The sequence below is a fragment of the Aminobacter niigataensis genome, from assembly GCF_946995915.1.
GTDB lineage: Bacteria > Pseudomonadota > Alphaproteobacteria > Rhizobiales > Rhizobiaceae > Aminobacter > Aminobacter niigataensis.
Map to the genome: position 1 here is coordinate 495189 of NZ_OX341517.1, position 16473 is coordinate 511661.

At 65.9% G+C, this 16473-nt stretch carries 15 protein-coding genes; 4 read left to right on the forward strand and 11 right to left on the reverse strand.

The features are described from left to right. Positions 1–3: 3 nt before the first annotated feature. The 9 genes from O1Y97_RS02350 to O1Y97_RS02390 form a co-directional block, all read right to left on the reverse strand. Complete coding sequence (locus O1Y97_RS02350) at positions 4–1050, reverse strand: Ldh family oxidoreductase (protein ID WP_318762943.1); 1047 nt, start codon at positions 1048–1050, stop codon at positions 4–6. Positions 1051–1052: 2 nt separating this feature from the next. Continuing rightward, positions 1053–2015, reverse strand: a complete 963-nt coding sequence (locus O1Y97_RS02355; RefSeq protein WP_318762944.1) for a hydroxyacid dehydrogenase — start codon at positions 2013–2015, stop codon at positions 1053–1055. Positions 2016–2066: 51 nt separating this feature from the next. Further along, positions 2067–2855 (reverse strand): FadR/GntR family transcriptional regulator, encoded by a 789-nt coding sequence (locus O1Y97_RS02360; protein ID WP_108605885.1) that lies wholly within the window; start codon positions 2853–2855, stop codon positions 2067–2069. After that, a complete protein-coding gene (locus O1Y97_RS02365) occupies positions 2852–3928 on the reverse strand; it encodes a four-carbon acid sugar kinase family protein (protein ID WP_318762945.1) in 1077 nt (358 codons plus the stop codon). Before O1Y97_RS02365 ends, O1Y97_RS02360 begins: the two co-directional genes overlap by 4 nt. Then, positions 3925–4917 (reverse strand): ABC transporter ATP-binding protein, encoded by a 993-nt coding sequence (locus O1Y97_RS02370; protein WP_318762946.1) that lies wholly within the window; start codon positions 4915–4917, stop codon positions 3925–3927. Before O1Y97_RS02370 ends, O1Y97_RS02365 begins: the two co-directional genes overlap by 4 nt. Then, positions 4917–5927: an ABC transporter ATP-binding protein gene (locus O1Y97_RS02375; protein WP_318762947.1), complete on the reverse strand. Its 1011-nt coding sequence runs from the start codon at positions 5925–5927 to the stop codon at positions 4917–4919. The genes O1Y97_RS02370 and O1Y97_RS02375 overlap by 1 nt, the downstream gene beginning before the upstream one ends. Further along, entirely contained in the window at positions 5924–6883 is a 960-nt protein-coding gene (locus tag O1Y97_RS02380) for an ABC transporter permease (protein ID WP_318764278.1), read from the reverse strand. The genes O1Y97_RS02375 and O1Y97_RS02380 overlap by 4 nt, the downstream gene beginning before the upstream one ends. A gap of 7 nt (positions 6884–6890) precedes the next feature. Then, positions 6891–7847, reverse strand: coding sequence for an ABC transporter permease (locus tag O1Y97_RS02385; RefSeq protein ID WP_183263162.1), 957 nt, complete (start codon positions 7845–7847; stop codon positions 6891–6893). An 82-nt stretch (positions 7848–7929) separates the two neighbouring features. Next, entirely contained in the window at positions 7930–9582 is a 1653-nt protein-coding gene (locus O1Y97_RS02390) for an ABC transporter substrate-binding protein (RefSeq protein ID WP_318762948.1), read from the reverse strand. 385 nt (positions 9583–9967) lie between these two features. Here O1Y97_RS02390 and pdxA point away from each other — a divergent pair, with 385 nt between their 5' ends. Genes pdxA through O1Y97_RS02410 form a run of 4 tightly spaced genes read left to right on the forward strand, consistent with a single transcriptional unit; the run spans position 9968 to position 14246 of the window. Continuing rightward, a complete protein-coding gene (gene pdxA, locus O1Y97_RS02395) occupies positions 9968–10957 on the forward strand; it encodes a 4-hydroxythreonine-4-phosphate dehydrogenase PdxA (RefSeq protein WP_318762949.1) in 990 nt (329 codons plus the stop codon). Further along, positions 10954–11859, forward strand: coding sequence for a dihydrodipicolinate synthase family protein (locus O1Y97_RS02400; RefSeq protein ID WP_318762950.1), 906 nt, complete (start codon positions 10954–10956; stop codon positions 11857–11859). The genes pdxA and O1Y97_RS02400 overlap by 4 nt, the downstream gene beginning before the upstream one ends. Before the next feature lie 52 nt (positions 11860–11911). Then, positions 11912–13075, forward strand: coding sequence for a sialidase family protein (locus tag O1Y97_RS02405; protein WP_404801299.1), 1164 nt, complete (start codon positions 11912–11914; stop codon positions 13073–13075). A gap of 40 nt (positions 13076–13115) precedes the next feature. Next, positions 13116–14246 carry an iron-containing alcohol dehydrogenase gene (locus tag O1Y97_RS02410; RefSeq protein ID WP_318762951.1) on the forward strand — a complete coding sequence of 377 codons (1131 nt, stop codon included), beginning with the start codon at positions 13116–13118 and terminating at the stop codon, positions 14244–14246. Between the two features lie 18 nt (positions 14247–14264). Here the strand turns inward: O1Y97_RS02410 and O1Y97_RS02415 are convergent, their stop codons facing one another. Both O1Y97_RS02415 and O1Y97_RS02420 read right to left on the reverse strand, forming a co-directional pair. Continuing rightward, the gene (locus tag O1Y97_RS02415) at positions 14265–15503 is read right to left on the reverse strand and encodes a phenylacetate--CoA ligase family protein (RefSeq protein WP_318762952.1); all 1239 of its coding nucleotides are present in this window, start codon (positions 15501–15503) and stop codon (positions 14265–14267) included. A gap of 77 nt (positions 15504–15580) precedes the next feature. Continuing rightward, entirely contained in the window at positions 15581–16417 is an 837-nt protein-coding gene (locus O1Y97_RS02420; protein ID WP_318762953.1) for an ABC transporter ATP-binding protein, read from the reverse strand. Between the last annotated feature and the right edge of the window lie 56 nt (positions 16418–16473).

The following is a 16473-nucleotide window of genomic DNA, read 5'->3' on the forward strand; positions in this document are numbered from 1 at the left end:
GAACTAGATGAAATCGACGCCGAGCCGGGCAGCCTCGGCACGCAGTTTGTCGAATACGCCTTGATGAAGTGCGACACCCTGGACCAGTGCCTGGCGCTTGCGGCTGGCGGCACTTTCGCCCGGCAAACGAACGCGCTCGACGCCTGGCCGGGGCGGGTTGTTGCGGCAGGCATCGGCCAGCCAGCCGGTCTGGTGCAGGAAGACCGCCTCGCCGGCGAAGGCGCTGGGGTCGATGACCTGCAGGAACACCGAGGCGTTGGTGCCTTCGGGCTTGTCGGCGCGGCCGAAGCCGGCGAGGCCCTGGGTCAAGGCTTCGACCAGGATCGCCAGCGCGTAACCCTTCTGGCCGTGGTCGAGGCCGCCGGCAGGCAGGATGGTGCCGCCGTCGTTCAGCACGTTGGGATCGTCGGTGGGGTTGCCGTCGCGGTCGAGCAGCCACTGGTGATCGAATTTCCTGCCCTCGGCGATCAGTCGCGAGCTCATGTTGTTGGTGGTGATGGAGGCGCTGACGTCGATCAAGATCGGGTCGCCGTCGGTGGGGATGCCGGCGGCGATGGGGTTGGGCGTGAAGACGCCGCGCGTGCCGCCGAAGGGGGCAACCGAGGCGCCCGAAGGGCTGGAACTGGCCAGCAGCACCATGTAGCCGCGATCGGTGGCGCGGGTGAGGTAGGCGGCGAGGCAGCCAATGTGATGGCTGTTGCCGATGGTGATCGTGACGGTGCCATAGGTGGCGGCGCGCTCAACGGCGAGGTCCATGGCGGTAGAGGTGAGCCAGGCGCCGGGCAGGCGCAGTCCATCCCAGGCAACGCAGGCGCCGCGATCGGAAATGATCTTCGGCTGGCCGGCCTTGGTCATGACGCCGTTGCGGATGCTTTCGAGATACCATGGGGCCAGCGCCAGCCCGTGGGTGGTGTGGCCCATCAGGTCGGCCTCGACGAGGATTTCGGCGACCGCATGGGCCTTGTCCGGCTCGAGGCCCGCTGCCTTGAAGAGGGCAAAGGCGAGATCGGTCAGCGTGTCGACGTCGTGGCGCGTGTCATCGGAGGCCATGGTCAAACCCTTGCATAAAGGTTGTGGGCGAGCGGCTCACCACGGAGGAAGGCAAGCACGTTGCCGGCGGTCATGATCGAGACGGCCCGGCGCGCATCTTCGGTGACGCCGGCGACATGCGGCGTCAGCACGACGTTGGGCAGCTGCCACAGCGGGCTTGCGACCGGCGGTTCCTCGGCGAAGCTGTCGAGCCCGGCGCCGGCGATGTGGTTAACCTGAAGGGCCGCGATCAGGGCTGGTTCGTCGACCACCTCGCCGCGCGCAGTGTTGACGAGGAAGGCGGTCGGCTTCATCAGCCCGATCTCACGTGCGCCAATCAGCCCGCGCGTGCCCTCGGTCAGCGGACAGTGCAGGCTGACGACGTCGCTTTCAGCAAGCAACATGTCGAGCGATCCGACGCGGGTGACAGCGCCGCCAAAGGCCTCATCCGGCACGAACGGATCGTAGGCCGAAACCTGCATGCCGATCGGAGCGGCCATGCGGGCAAGAATCTGGCCGATCAGGCCAAAGCCGACGAGACCGATCTTCTGGCCGCGCAACTCGCGCCCGGCATAGAGCTTCTTGTCCCACAGGCCGTGGCGGATATGGCCGTCCTGGCGCAGGAAATCCTTGGCCAGCGCCAGGATCAGCCCGAGCGCGTGCTCGGCCACAGAATGGGCATTGGCGCCGGTCGCCATGATGACGGGGATGCCCAGCGCCTTGGCCGCGGCGACGTCGATGTCGTTGGTGCCGACGCCATGCTTGGCGACGATCTTCAGATTGCGCGATGCGGCGAGCATGTCGGCATCGACCATCTCGACCAGCCGTATCACCAGCGCAGCAGGCTGGTGCCGTTCGATCAGCTCCAGCACCTCGGATTTCCGGGGGTAAGCCTCCGTCGTGATGCATTCGACCCCGGCATTTTCGAGCATGGCAAGGCCCTCGGCAGCCATGCGGCCGCCGACCGTAACGATCGTCGTTGTCATCGTTCTTTCCTGTCGTGCCGCGAACGCGGCTGAAGTTCGGCCGACCCGAGGTCAGCGCGAGAGGTCGAGCACCTTGTTTTCGAACAGGCGGTTGCGCGAGCCTTCGAGATGCTCGCGCATGCGGTCGCGCGCCAGCTCCGCCTCGCCTGCGGCGATGGCATCGCAGATTCCGCGATGTTCGTCATAGACCTGTTCGAGCTTGGTCAGCGGGCCCATCAGCGACAGGCCGTGCAGGTTCATGCCGACGGCGATGTGCTGGCGCAGGGCGTCGAGACAGGCGGTGTAGTAGTGGTTGTTGGCGGCCTCGGCCACCGAACGGTGGAACAGGAAGTCGACGTCGGAGCGGTGTGTCTGGTCTCGCGTCGCGTCGCGGAGCTCGGAAAGTGCTGCGCGCATCTTCTGCATCGCGGCGTCGTCGTGGCGGAGTGCGGCGAAATAGGCAGCCTCGGGCTCGATGGTCAGGCGGAACTCGTAGCAGCGCTGGATGTCGGCGATGGTCTTCACCGGGGAGAAGCCGAGGTTGGTCTTCTGGGTGTCGAAGACGCGGACATAGGTGCCCGAGCCCTGGCGCGAATAGACGAGGCCGACGTCGCGCAGGCGGCCAAGCGCATCGCGCACCACCGGCCGGGAAACGCCCAGCAGCGTCGCCAGATCATGCTCGCCCGGCAGCTTGGAGCCCGACGGGAATTCGCCCGAGACGATGCGCTCCTGCAACTGGTCGAACACCTTGTCGACCAGCTTGGGCGCCTTGGAGGCGCCCTTGGCGCTGCCGTTGCCCGGCTTTTCGCCTGCCTCGGTCGCGTCAGGCTCTGTTCCGTCCTGCTGCAATTCGGTCGTCATGTGTGTTCCGCCTGTTCCCGGCTCGGCGGTCGCAAGAGATCGGAGAGAACCGCGACCGTCCCGAATCCACCGGATTTTACGACACAGCGCAGCCCCTCGCCATGGCGTGTCGCGATGGTGAACCAGGGCAGGCCCGGCGCCACCTCGCCTTGCGGAAATAGCACGTCGGCGCCAAGCGCGCCAAGTATGGCCAGCGCCGTATCGCCGCCGCCCATAACCAGCGTCGAGGGGCGAAGGCGCTCGACGGCGTCGGCGACCTGCTCGGCGAAACGCGCGGCGATGCGGGCCGGCTCCTCGACGAGGTCGCCAGTACAGCGCACGACCATCGGCAGGGCGCTGTCGCCAGGGAGGATGAATGTGCCGTTCAGGGCATCGACGATGCCTGTGGCGGGGTTGTCCTCAAGCAGTCGGGCCACTTGCTGGTCGGTGATGGGATCGCGCGAGCCGAAAGCAAACAGCACGTTCCGATCGCTTGCCGGCGCGGCGGCGGGCCTGAAGTTGGCATAGAGACGGCGGGCGAAGGCGAGGCCCAGCCCCCTCGCCCCAACGGCAACGGCGTCGTTCCAATCCGTATCAGCGACGACCAGGTCGAGGTCGGCGTCGGTGGCCGCATTGCGGACGGTAACGCGCCTTTGGGAGCCGGCGAATGCCGCCAGCACCGGCAAGGGTGCATCGACGCCACGACCAACGACTGCGCCATCGCGCGTCGCGCGGCCCTGGTCTGGTACGGCAGGTGCCACCACCAGCGCTTCGCGGCCCGATGCCTCGGCAAGGGCGTCGGCTTCTGCGCCGACATTGCCCTTCAGCCGGGAGTCGATCTTCTTCAACACGATGCGCGGGGCATGCGGCATCAACCGGTTCGCCACGTCGCGCACCCGGGTCGAGGCGACATCGGCCGGCAGCGCCCGTGAGGCGGTGCTGACGGCAAAGATGTCAGGCTCGCTGGCGAGCGCCTTGACAGTCGCTTCAGGGGTCATCGCAACCGCCACCTTCAAGCCCGATGCCGCGAACGGCGCCGACGTATCGAGCGCTCCGGTCAGGTCGTCGGCGATGATGGCGAGCATCAGCGTCATCCCGCCGTTTCCATCCCGACGGCATGGCAGGCCACGTGGTGGCCGGGAACGACCTCGCGCCACTCGGGAACCACCGCGCGGCACTTGTCCATGGCGATCGGGCAGCGCGTGTGGAAGCGGCAGCCGGCCGGCGGGGCCAGCGGGCTCGGCACGTCGCCGACGAGGATCTGCCGCTGACGCGTCTTTTCGAGTTCCGGGTCGGCCTCCGGCACGGCCGAAAGCAGCGCCCTGGTGTAGGGGTGAAGCGGGTTGGAAAAGAGCTGTTCGCGCGTCCCGAGTTCCGCAAGGCGGCCGAGATACATGACCCCGACGCGGTCGCTGATATGGCGCACGACAGCAAGGTCGTGGGCGATGAACAGGTAGGTCAGCCCGTATTTTTCCTGCAGGTCGAGCAGCAGGTTGATGATCTGCGCCTGGACCGAGACGTCGAGGGCCGAAATCGCCTCGTCACAGACGATGAATTTCGGCTGGCAGGCGAGCGCGCGGGCAATCGCCACGCGCTGGCGCTGGCCGCCGGACAGCTCATGCGGATAGCGCGAGGCAAAGCGTGCGGGCAGGCCGACATCGGCCAACAGACGCGTCACCTTTTCCGGCAATTCGGCCTTGGTGGCGAGCTTGTGGAACAGGATCGGCTCACCGACGACTTCGCCGATTGTCATGCGCGGGTTGAGTGTCGAATAGGGGTCTTGGAAGACGATCTGCAGTTCGCGGCGATAGGGCCGCATGCGCTTCTCGTCGAGCGAGACGATGTTCTCGCCCTGGAAGATGACTTTACCTGATGTGGCCTTCTGCAGGTTGAGCAAGGTGAAGCCGGTGGTCGACTTGCCACAGCCGGATTCGCCGACCAAGGAAAGCGTTTCGCCGGCAAAGATGTCGAAGTTGACGTCGTCGACTGCGTGCACGGTGGCGCCGCGCTCGCCGAAGGCGCCGAGGCGGACGACGAAATGCTTGACGAGGTTCTCGACCTTGATCAGCGGTTCGGCAGCCATCACGCGGCCTCCTTCATCTGGCGCTGGGCGACAAAGCAGGCGACGCGGTGGCCGCTGGTGCCTGCGACCGACTCAAGCACCGGCACGCGCTCATGACAGACGCTTTCTGCCAGGGCGCATCGCGGCGCGAATGGGCAGCCCTTGGGACGACGGCCCGGCTCGGGCGGCGTGCCGCCGATCGACGACAAGCGGCTCGCCTGCTCGTCGGAGAGTTTCGGGATCGAGGCGAGCAAGCCGCGTGTGTAGGGATGGGTCGGGCGCGCGAAGAGTTCGCCGACCGGCGCGTCCTCGACCACGGTTCCGGCATAAAGCACGGCGACGCGGTCGACGAGGCCGGCGATCAGCGCGAGGTCGTGGGTGATCCACACCACCGACATGTTGAGCTTCTTGCGCAGGTCCTTCACCAGGTCGACGATCTGTGCCTGGATGGTGACGTCGAGTGCGGTCGTCGGCTCGTCGGCGATCAAAAGTTCCGGATCGCAGGCAAGGCCCATGGCGATCATCACGCGCTGGCGCATACCGCCGGACAGTTCGTGCGGATAGGCGGTGATGCGCTGCTCGGGGCCTGGGATACCGACCAGTCTCAGCAGTTCGATGGCGCGCTTGCGGGCGTCGGCCTTGCTCATGTTGCGATGGTAGATGAGCGGCTCGCAGAGCTGGTCGCCGATGCGCATCACCGGGTTGAGCGAGGTCATCGGATCCTGGAAGACGAAGCCGATCTTGCCGCCGCGCACCTGGCGCAGCTCCGACTTCGACATCTTGAGCAGATCGCGCCCGGCGAACTCGGCGGTGCCGCCCTTGACCTTGATCTTATTGGGTAGCAGCCGCACCAGGGAGAGCATGGTCAGGCTCTTGCCGCAGCCGGACTCGCCGACGACGCCGACGGTCTCGCCCTTGCCGACGGTCAAATTGATGCCATCGACGATGATGGCCGGGCCACGGCGGGTTTCGATCTCGATGGTGAGGCCGCGCACGTCAAGCAGCGGCTTGTTGTCTGCGGGAGCGGTCATTTGCTGCCCCTCGGGTTGAGAGCGTCGTTGAGGCCGTCGCCGAGGAAGGAGAAGGCGACGGTGGCGAGGCCGAGCACGGCTGCTGGTGCGGCGAGCAGATGCGGATAGTGCTGCCAGACGCGCAGGCCATCGGAGATCATGTTACCCCAGCTGGGTGTGGGCGGATTGACGCCGACGCCGAGGAAGGAGAATGCGCTTTCCAGCACCATCGCCGTTCCGAGGCCGGCGCTGACCGAGACGATCAGCGGGCCGATGGCGTTCGGAACGATGTAGCGCATAAGGATCAGGCGGTTGGTCAGGCCGAGCGCTCGTGCCGCCGTGACATAGGGCCGGCCGCGGATCGACAGCACCTGGGCCCGCACCAGGCGGGCATAGGGCGGCCAGCTGATCAGCGCCATCGAGCCGAACACCAGCAGGAAGTCGACCCAGATGGTTTCGCGGTAGAACGGGTTGAGCGTCGCCTGGTAGCGCGCTTCCATCCAGGTGGTGAGCGGCGTCTTCAGCGAGGCATTGATGACGACGACCAGCAAGAGGTTGGGCACCGACATGGTCATGTCGGTGAACCACATGACGATGCGGTCGAACATGCCGCCGAAGTAGCCGGCCATGGCGCCGAGGGTGACGCCGATGACGACGGCGATCGTCGTTACCACGATCGCCACGACGAAGGCGGTGCGGGTGCCGTAGACGACGCGGGAAAAGACATCGCGGCCGAGATCGTCGGTGCCGAACAGATGTGCCAGCGACGGCGCCTGGTTGCGGGCGTTGAGGTCCTGGGTGAGGAAGTCGTAGGGCGTCAGCCAGGGACCGAAGACGGCGACGAAGGCGAGCAGGATGACGACGGCGAGGCCGGCGACCGCCAGCTTGTTGCGCAGCAGGCGGTGCCAGGCATCGCGCCACAGGCTGACGGGGGGCTCTTCGTCGGCCACGGTGGAGGAGAGATTGACGGGGGTCATCGTCATGTCAGCGGCTCCTCATCGTGTCGTTGGCGCGCGGATCGAGCAGCGGGTAAAGCACGTCGACCAGAAGGTTCGACAGCATCACCAGGAAAGAGCCGATCAGCGTGATGGCGAGGATGACGGGATAATCGGAATTGGTCAGCGCCGAGACGGTCAACCGGCCGAGGCCGGGAAGACCGAACACCAGCTCGACGAAGATGGCGCCGTTGACGATGGTGATCATGATCAGGCCGAGCTGGGTGACGACGGGCGTCAGCACCGGCCTGAGGATGTGGCGGAACGCCACCACCATTTCGGGCACGCCCTTGGCGCGGGCGGTGCGGACGAAATCCTCCGACAGCACCTCGATGACGGCGGCGCGGGTCTGGCGTACGATCAGCGCGATCGGCTGGAACGACAGGACGAGCAGCGGCAGGATGATGCGTGCGTCGAAGATGCCGCCCCAGCCATAGGGAACGCTGCCACCGGGCAGGAAAAGGATCAAAAGCACCATCAGAAGCGGGCCGGCGACATAGGCCGGGATGGCCCAGAGGAACAGCGCCGAGCCGAGGATCGCATAGTCGATCTTGGTGTTCTGGTTCATCGCCGCAATCATGCCGAGCGGAACGGCTACGATGGCTGTCAGGATGACGGCGCACAGGCCGAGCTTGAACGAGACCGGGGCCGCGGCCGAAACCATCGCCCACACCGAACGGCCCGAGGTCAGCGAATTGCCGAAATTGCCCTGGATCAGGTTGAGGATATAGCTGCCGAACTGGACGAGAAACGGCCGGTTGAGGCCGGCGGCATCGCGGATCGCCTCGATCTTCTCGGGATTGTAGGCGACGTCGCCGGGGGCGCGCAGGAAGATCAGCTTGATCGGGTCGCCGGCGCCGAAATAGGCCATGGCATAGACGGCCAGCATGACCAGCAGAACGGACGGGATCCACAGCAGCAGCCGTGTTGCAATATAACGCAGCATGGCGGGCGGCCTCCCACCGCTCGGTAAGTTCCAAAGAGGAGCATAACACGGGGGCCGAGCCCCCGTGCGCTTCACCGGGGCATCAGCCGACGGTGATTTCCCAAGGGGCGACAACCTGCCAGTCGAGGTTCTTGTCGATGCCCTTCACATTGGCATTGGCCCAACGCGACATCGCCTGCGCGTACCAGGGGATGAAGGTCCAGTCCTCGCGGAAGGCCTTCTGGGCTTCCTGGGCAAGGGCAATGCGCTGCGGGTCGTCCGCCGCCTTGCTAGCGGCTTCGGCCAGCAACTGGTCGACCTTGTCGTTCTTGTAGCCGCCGAGCTTGTTCTGGGCGTTGGACGAGGTCGAGGCGATCGAGCCGGCGAGATAGCTCGCCGCATCGGGCACGCGGGTGCCGACGTCGTCGCGGAAGATCTGCACCGCGTTCTGGTCCGGACCGGCATAGGCGTCCTGCTGCGGCTTCATGTCGACGGCGGTGATGCCGAGATTCTGACGCCACTGCTCGGCTATGAACTGGGCCGCTGCCTCGTTGGCCGGCGAAGAGATGCCGACGAACAGGATCTTGGGCAGGCGCTCGGGGCCGCCATAGGTCGACTCGGCAAGCAGCTTCTTGGCGCCCTCCGGATCGTAGGGATAAGGCTCGAAGCCGGAATTGTCGGCGCCGGGCACCGAATTGAGGATCTGGTCGGTCTTCTTGTGCGGGCCGTCGGGGAACGAGGCCTTCATCAGGCCATCGCGGTCGACCGCCATGATCAGCGCCTGGCGGACCTTGGGATCATCCATCGGCGCGCGCTTGGAATTGAACCAGAAGTGCTGGCCGGTCGGGATGATCGGGCCGGCGGCGAAGTCGGCGCCGAGGTCCTGGACGATGGTCGAGGTGACGAGCTCGGTGTGGGCGTTGAATTCGCCCGACTTGAGCAGCGAAGTCGCCGTCACATTGTCCTCGATCGAGGTGATCTCGATGCGGGCGAGCTTGGGCTTCGGGCCGAAGAAGTTCTCGTTCGGCTCGAACACCAGCTTGCCGCCGTCGATGTCGATGCTGGTCAGCTTGAACGGACCGGAATAGACCGCACCTGCATCCGGCGTGAACCAATCCTGGATCTCGTTGCCGTCTTCGCCGCGCGACTGCGAGGCCTTGGTGATCGGCACGATGTGGTTGGCGACGCGCATGAAATAGATCGGGTCGGCTTCGGTCAGCGTCACGACGACGGTGCCCTCATCAGGCGTGGCGACGCCCGAAATTTCGGTGGCGGTGCCGCCGGTCACCTCGGCGAAGCCGGCGACCTTGGCCAAGACCTGATCGGCGCGCTGGCACTTGGTGCTGGGCATCGCAGCCACGTTCCACGAACCGGCGACGTCGCCCGAGGTGATCTTGCTGCCGTCGGAGAAGGTCGCCTTGGGATCGAGCTTGAAGGTCCAGGTCTTGGAGTCGGCCGAGCCTTCCCAGCTGGCGAAGACGTAAGGGTGGATCTTGCCTTCGCTGTCGAAATACATCGGCGAGGCCCACCATGCCGAGTTCCAGCGATAAGGCACGCCGCCGCCGCGCAGCGGCGACCAGTCCTGGTTGAAGGCAGGATTGGCGACCTTCAGCACTTGGCCTTCCTGCGCAAAGACGATCTTGGCATCAAGCCCGAGCAAGGTGAAGCCGACAGCACCGCCCAGGCCGAGCCTGAGCGCATCGCGGCGGGTCATCCCGGCGCGTGGCCGTGCAGTCTCGGAAATCCGTTTCGACATGACATTCCTCCCGTGAAATCCATGAACGGCGATGCTCTGGTCGGATGCAATGGCAGCAGACACGGAAGCGGCAACCGTGGCCGAACAAATGCCGCCATATTGTAAACATGTCAATTCATTTTTTCAGATAGCGTGGCACGAAAATTAGAACTTGGTGAAATGCAGTAAGAAATACCTCACAAAATCAATATTGTACGCGGTAAGCCGGAAGGATCGGCAGCCTGCCGACGGAAAAAGCAACTTGACAACTTCTCTGCTTGCGATCAGTTTCCGACCATAAAGCCAAGTGCAGTTTGCGCCCCCGAGGGGCATGCGCTCGGGAGGATTCCAGCAAGCGGGGTGCCATACGACCGGTACTGCCTGCGGACAAGACGGACAGGGAGCGATGGCGAGTTCTAGCCGCACGATTGGCATCACCATGGGGGACCCCGCCGGGGTCGGCCCCGAGATCATCTGCAAGTCGCTGGCCGAAATGAATGCCGCCGACCGCGCCACCATGCACGTCTTCGGCAATCGCGACAGCCTGGAGGCGGCGGCAAGGATTGTCGGCGCGCCGCTGAAATTCGCCTCGGTCTCCGATGGAGCCGACACGGTGGCCGTCGAGCATGTCGCCATCGAGGGCGGCCCAATCGCCTTCGGCAAGATCGACACCCGCGCCGGCGACGCCTCGTTCCGCTTCATCGCCCGCGCAGTGGAAGCGGCGACCGCAGGCGAGATCGGCTGCATCGTCACCGCGCCGATCAACAAGGAAGCGCTGAACCTTGCCGGCCACCATTATGACGGCCACACCGGCATGCTGGCGCATCTCACCCATTCGCGCTCGTCCTGGATGCTGCTCGCCGCCGAACGCATGTCGGTGATCCATGTCTCGACGCATGTATCGCTGCAGGAGGCGATCGCGCGGGTAAAGCCGGAGCGCATTCTCGAGACGATCCGCACCGGCTACCGCCATCTGCGTCGCATCGGCGTCGAATACCCACGCATCGCGGTCGCTGGGCTCAACCCGCATTGTGGCGAGAACGGCCTGTTCGGCACCGAGGACGACGAGTTCATCGCTCCCGCAGTGGCCGCGGCCAAGGCCGAGGGTATCGACGCCTACGGTCCGGTTCCGCCCGACACGGTCTTCCACCGCGCCTATTCGGGCGCCTTCGACCTCGTCGTCGCGCAGTATCACGACCAGGGCCACATCCCGATGAAGCTCGTCGCCTTCGACAGCGGCGTCAACATCTCGCTCGGCCTGCCCATCGACCGCACCTCGGTCGACCACGGCACCGCCTTCGACATTGCCGGGAGCGGCAAGGCCAATCACGTCAACATGAACGCGGCGATCGCCTATGCGCGCAAGCTCGCCGGAACGCCTCGGGTGACCGCATGACCAATTTTGCCATCTCCGGCGTCTTCTCCGCCGCCGCCACGCCGATCAATGCCGACCTTTCGCCCGACCACGGCCTGCTGGCTGCGCACTGCCAAAGGCTGCTCGACGAGGGCTGCCATGGCGTGGCGCTGCTCGGTACCACCGGCGAGGCCAACTCGTTCTCGATCGCCGAGCGCAAGGCGATGCTGGAAAGCGTCGTCAAGGCAGGCGTTGCTGCCGACAGACTGATGCCGGGCACTGGCGTCGCCGCCATCCCCGAAACCATCGAGCTGACCCGCCATGCGCTGTCGATCGGTATCGAGAAGGTCGTGATGCTGCCGCCCTTCTACTACAAGGGCGTGTCCGATGGCGGGCTGTTCGACGCCTATGCCCGCATCGTCGAAGGCGTCGCCGACGACCGGCTCAAGGTGGTGCTCTACCACATCCCGCAGGTGTCGGGCATTCCGCTGTCGGTGGAACTCGTCGGGCGGCTGATCGCGGCCTTCCCGAAGACTGTCGTCGGGATCAAGGAATCCAAGGGCGACTTCGCCAACATGCAGGCGCTGGTGAAGGCCAATCCCGGTTTTGCTGTGTTCCCGGGCGCCGATCCGCTGATGCTGCCGCTGCTGCGTGAAGGCGGCGCCGGCTGCATCACCGCCACCTCCAACCTGATCGCGGATTCGCTGCGCACCGTGTTCGACAACCACGCCAACCCGGCCGAAGAGGCCAAGGTCGAGGCGGCGCAGGCGCGCATCAACGCCTGGCGCAACCTCTCCAACAGCTACGCCCAGATCCCGACCATAAAGGCGATGGTCGGCCTGAAGCACGGCGAGAAGGCATGGCAGCGGCTGCGGCCGCCGCTGGTCGGGCTGAGCGACGGCGAGATGGCAGAGCTGAAGCCGCAGCTCGAACAGCTGCCGTAAGGAGGTTTCGATGACCACCACCGCGGCCCAGGCACAATCATCCGCTGCAGGCATGACCCACGCGGATGTTGCCGCGCAAATGGACGGCAAGTTGCATCAGGTGTCTGCGGGACGCACCGACGCCTTCCTGCCGTCACCGACGGTGCAGAACCACGCCGCGAACCTCAGCCTGCTGCCCGACGGCACGCTCGCCTGCGTCTGGTTCGGCGGCACGATGGAAGGCATGGGCGACATCTCGGTCTACCTGTCGCGTCTGGCACCCGGTTCCGACACTTGGTCGGCACCGGAAAAGATGTCGGACGATGCGCAGAAATCAGAACAGAACCCACTGCTGTTCAACGCGCCCGACGGCAAGGTGTGCCTGCTCTACACCTCGCAGACCTCGGGCCACCAGGACGGTGCGGTGGTCAAGCGGCGCATCTCCAATGACGGCGGCAAGAGCTTCGGCGAGGTGTCGGTGCTCTGCGACATCCCCGGCACCTTCGTGCGCCAACCGATCATCGTCAATGATCGCGGCGAGTGGCTGCTGCCGGTGTTCCGCTGCATCGGCCGACCGGGGACGCGCTGGAGCGGCGATGTCGACACCGCTGCCGTGCTCATCTCCACCGATGCCGGCACAAGCTGGACCATGCATGACGTGCCCGACAGCATCGGCGCCGTGCACATGAACATCGTGCCGCTCGGCGGTGACGAGATGGTAGCGCTTTACCGCAACCGCTTCTCCGAGCAGGTGCTGCGCAGCCGCTCGCATGACGGCGGCCGCCGTTGGAGCGCCCCTGAAACGACCGAGCTGCCCAACAATAATTCGTCGGTCCAGGCCGTGCGAACAGGCGATGGCCGCATTGCCATCGTGTACAACCACGCCAATGCGTCGATGTCGGATGACCGGCGCCTTTCGCTCTATGACGAGATCGAGGGCGACGAGCCGGTCGCGACCGAGCCTGCTGCCGAGCCGGAGGGCCGCAAGGCCGTCTGGGGCGTGCCGCGCGCGCCGCTCAGCCTCGCCTTCTCGTCCGATGGCGGCGCAACCTTCGGCGAGCGGATCGACCTCGAGACCGGCGATGGCTTCTGCCTGACCAACAATTCCAAGGACGGGCTGAACCGCGAGTTCTCCTACCCGTCGATCCTCGCGACCCCGGACGGGACGATCCACGTCGCCTTCACCTATTTCCGCCGCGCCATCAAATACGTCCGCCTCTCCCCGGCCGACAGCTGATGCGTGATCGCGGCGACCAAATCCAGCAGGAGCATAGACGATGACCGGTCTCAGCACGCCCATCTCGATCGTTCGGCCTCCGGTCATCGAATTCGGTCCCGGCGTGGTTTCGCGGCTTGCCGGCTGGGTGAAGGCGCGCAACGTCAAGAAGGCACTCGTCGTTGCCGACGCCTTCAACGCCACGCGCGTGGCGACACTCGATCTCGGCATCGAAACCGTCGTCTTCGGCGAAGTGCGCCCCGAGCCTGACCTGCCCAATCTCGAAAAAGTGCTGGAACTTGCCGCGCTGTCGCAAGCCGACCTGATCGTCGGTTTCGGCGGTGGCAGCGCGATGGATCTCGCCAAGCTCGTCTCGGTGATGGCCGGTAGCGGGCAGCGGCTGCAGGACATCGTCGGCGTCGGCAAGGCGGCCAAGCGCCGGGTCGCGCTCGCTCAGGTGCCGACGACGTCGGGCACCGGCAGCGAGGCCGGCATTCGCGCCCTCGTCACCGATCCCGTAACGCAGGCCAAGCTCGCCGTCGAAAGCATCGAAATGCTGGCCGACATCGCCGTCGTCGACCCGGCGCTGACGATGACCGTGCCACCGGCCGTCACCGCCGCCACCGGCGTCGATGCCATGGCCCATTGCGTCGAGGCCTACACCAACAAGAAGGCGCATCCGATGATCGACCTCTACGCGCTGGAAGGCGTGAAGCTGGTCGGCCGCTATCTCGCCCGCGCGGTGAAGGACGGCAGCGACGTCGAGGCCCGCGCCGGGCTGGCGCTCGCCTCGCTCTATGGCGGCTTCTGCCTCGGCCCGGTCAACACCGCCGGCGGCCATGCGCTCGCCTATCCGCTGGGCACGCGCTGGCACATCGCCCATGGTGCGGCCAACGCGCTGATCTTCCCGCATGTGCTCGCCTTCAACCTACCGGCGGCCTCGGAAAAGACGAGCCATATCCTGTCGGCCCTCGGGCTGCCGGAGGCCCATGCCGTGCAGGACGTGTTCGGGTCGACGCATGACTATTGCGCCTCGCTCGGCATCGAGATGAGGCTGTCCCAGCTCGGCGTGCCGGAGAACGACCTGGAGACGATGGCAGACGACGCCTTCGCCATCCGCCGTCTGCTCGACAACAACCCGCGCGAACTGGCGCGAGGCGACATCCTGTCGATCTACCGGACGGCCTACTGAGGCCGCGGCTGCCGGGGACTATTCGACCGGACGGTCGTCGGCGATGACCTTGCCGTCATTGGGCAGGCTGCCAAGGGCGACGATCTCGACCCAGCCCTTCATCTTGGTCGCGGCCTGCAATGCCGCCTCGAGCTCCGCACGGAGTTCGTCGCTGGCCGCGCCGGCTTCGACCTTGAGCAGCATCGTGTCCTGTGCGCCGTCGCGGCCGACGACGAGGCGAAGCCGGCCGAGGGCGGGAAACCTGCGTCCGATGGCGGCAACCTGAGCCGGGTCGACGAACATGCCCTTGACCTTGGTGCGCTGGTCGGCGCGGCCCATCCAGCCGGCGAGCCGCATGTTGGTACGGCCGCAGGAGCTGAGGCCGGAGAGCACCCGCGACAGGTCGCCGGTGCCGAAACGCAGCAAGGGATATTCCGGGACGAGGCGTGTGACCACGACCTCGCCAACCTCGCCATCGGCCACAGCCTCGCCGGTGCCCGGGCGCACGATCTCGACGATCAGTCCCTCGTTGACCACCAGGCCCGAGCGCGCCGTGGTTTCATAGGCGGCGACGCCGAGTTCTGCGCTGGCATAGGCCTGATAGGCGTCGATGCCGGCGCCGGCGATCTCCTGCTGCAGCGAGGCCGGGAACGCGGCACCCGATACCAAGGCGTGGCGGAACGGACTGACGGCACCGGTGGCACTCATGCGGTCGAGCAGGATCTTGAGGAAGTCGGGCGTGCCTATATAGCCGGACGGCTTGAGCGCTACGACCGCCTCGACCTGCTGATCGGTGTTGCCGACACCGGCGGGGATCACCGCGCAGCCGAGCGCATGGGCACCCGATTCCATCATGTGGCCGCCCGGTGTCAGGTGGTAGCTGAAGGCGTTGTGGACGATGTCTTCCCGACGCATGCCGGCCGCGAAAAGGGCCCGCGCCGCACCCCACCAGTCGTCGTCGCGGCCTTCGGGGTCGAAGATCGGCCCCGGTGAGACAAGCAGGCGCTTCAGCGCGCCAGGCCTGACGGGCGACAAGCCGGCGAAGGGCGGATCCTTGGCCTGCAGGGCAATCAGGTCGCCCTTGCGGATGACCGGCACCTGCTGGAGCGCTGCACGGTCGACGAGGCTCGCAACCTCACTCCCCTCGAGCTGTTGGCGCAGGGCCGGCGCGCTGGCTTGCGCGCCATCGAGCAGCGACCGCAGCCTGGCAAAAAGTGCCGCCTCGCGGACGGCCGGGTCCTGGGTTTCCGCGGCATCGTAATGTGCGTTCGTGACCATGGTTCACCTAGGTTCTGGACGATGAGGGCGCGCCACCCAGCGGGCATGACCGCGCAACACCCGGAAAATGACGCGGTTCAGGCCAGCCAGCGCTTGCGCCGCTTGTAGCTCTTGACCTCGCGGAACGACTTGCGGCCCTCGCCGCCAATGCCGAGATAGAATTCCTTGACGTCCTCGTTGTCGCGCAACGAGGCGGCGTCGCCATCCATGACGATGCGGCCGGTTTCCATGATGTAGCCGTAGGTGGCGTATTTCAGCGCCATGTTGGTGTTCTGCTCGGCCACCAGGAACGACACGCCCTGCTTGTCGTTCAGGTCCCTGACGATCTCGAAGATCTCGTCGACCACCTGCGGCGCGAGCCCCATCGACGGCTCGTCGAGCAGGATCATCTTGGGACGGCTCATCATGGCGCGGCCGATGGCGCACATCTGCTGCTCGCCGCCCGAGGTGTAGCCGGCCATCGAAGACCGCCGCTGCCTCAGCCGGGGGAAGTAGGCGTAGATCATGTCGAGGTCGTCACGGATGGCGCGGTTGCCGTCGCGCCGCGTGAAGGCACCGGTGAGCAGGTTTTCCTCGATGCTGAGATGGCCGAAGCAGTGCCGCCCTTCCATCACCTGGATGCAGCCGCGCCGCACCAGCTCGTTCGGGCTGAGGCTGTCGACACGTTCGCCGTCGAACTCGATCGAGCCCTTGGTGACCTCGCCGCGCTCGGCATGCAGAAGATTTGAGATCGCCTTCAGCGTCGTCGTCTTGCCGGCGCCATTGGCGCCGAGGATGGCGACGATGCCGCCCTGCGGGACAGTGAGGGACACGCCCTTGAGGACGAGGATGACGTGATCGTAGATCACCTCGATGTTGTTAACCGACAGCATCGGGCGGGCCGGCTCGACCGCGTTGGAAGCATGTTCAGACATCAGCAAGCTCCGGGACAAAGGTCCCTCCCCCTGACGGGGAAGGGACAGGGTTCAAG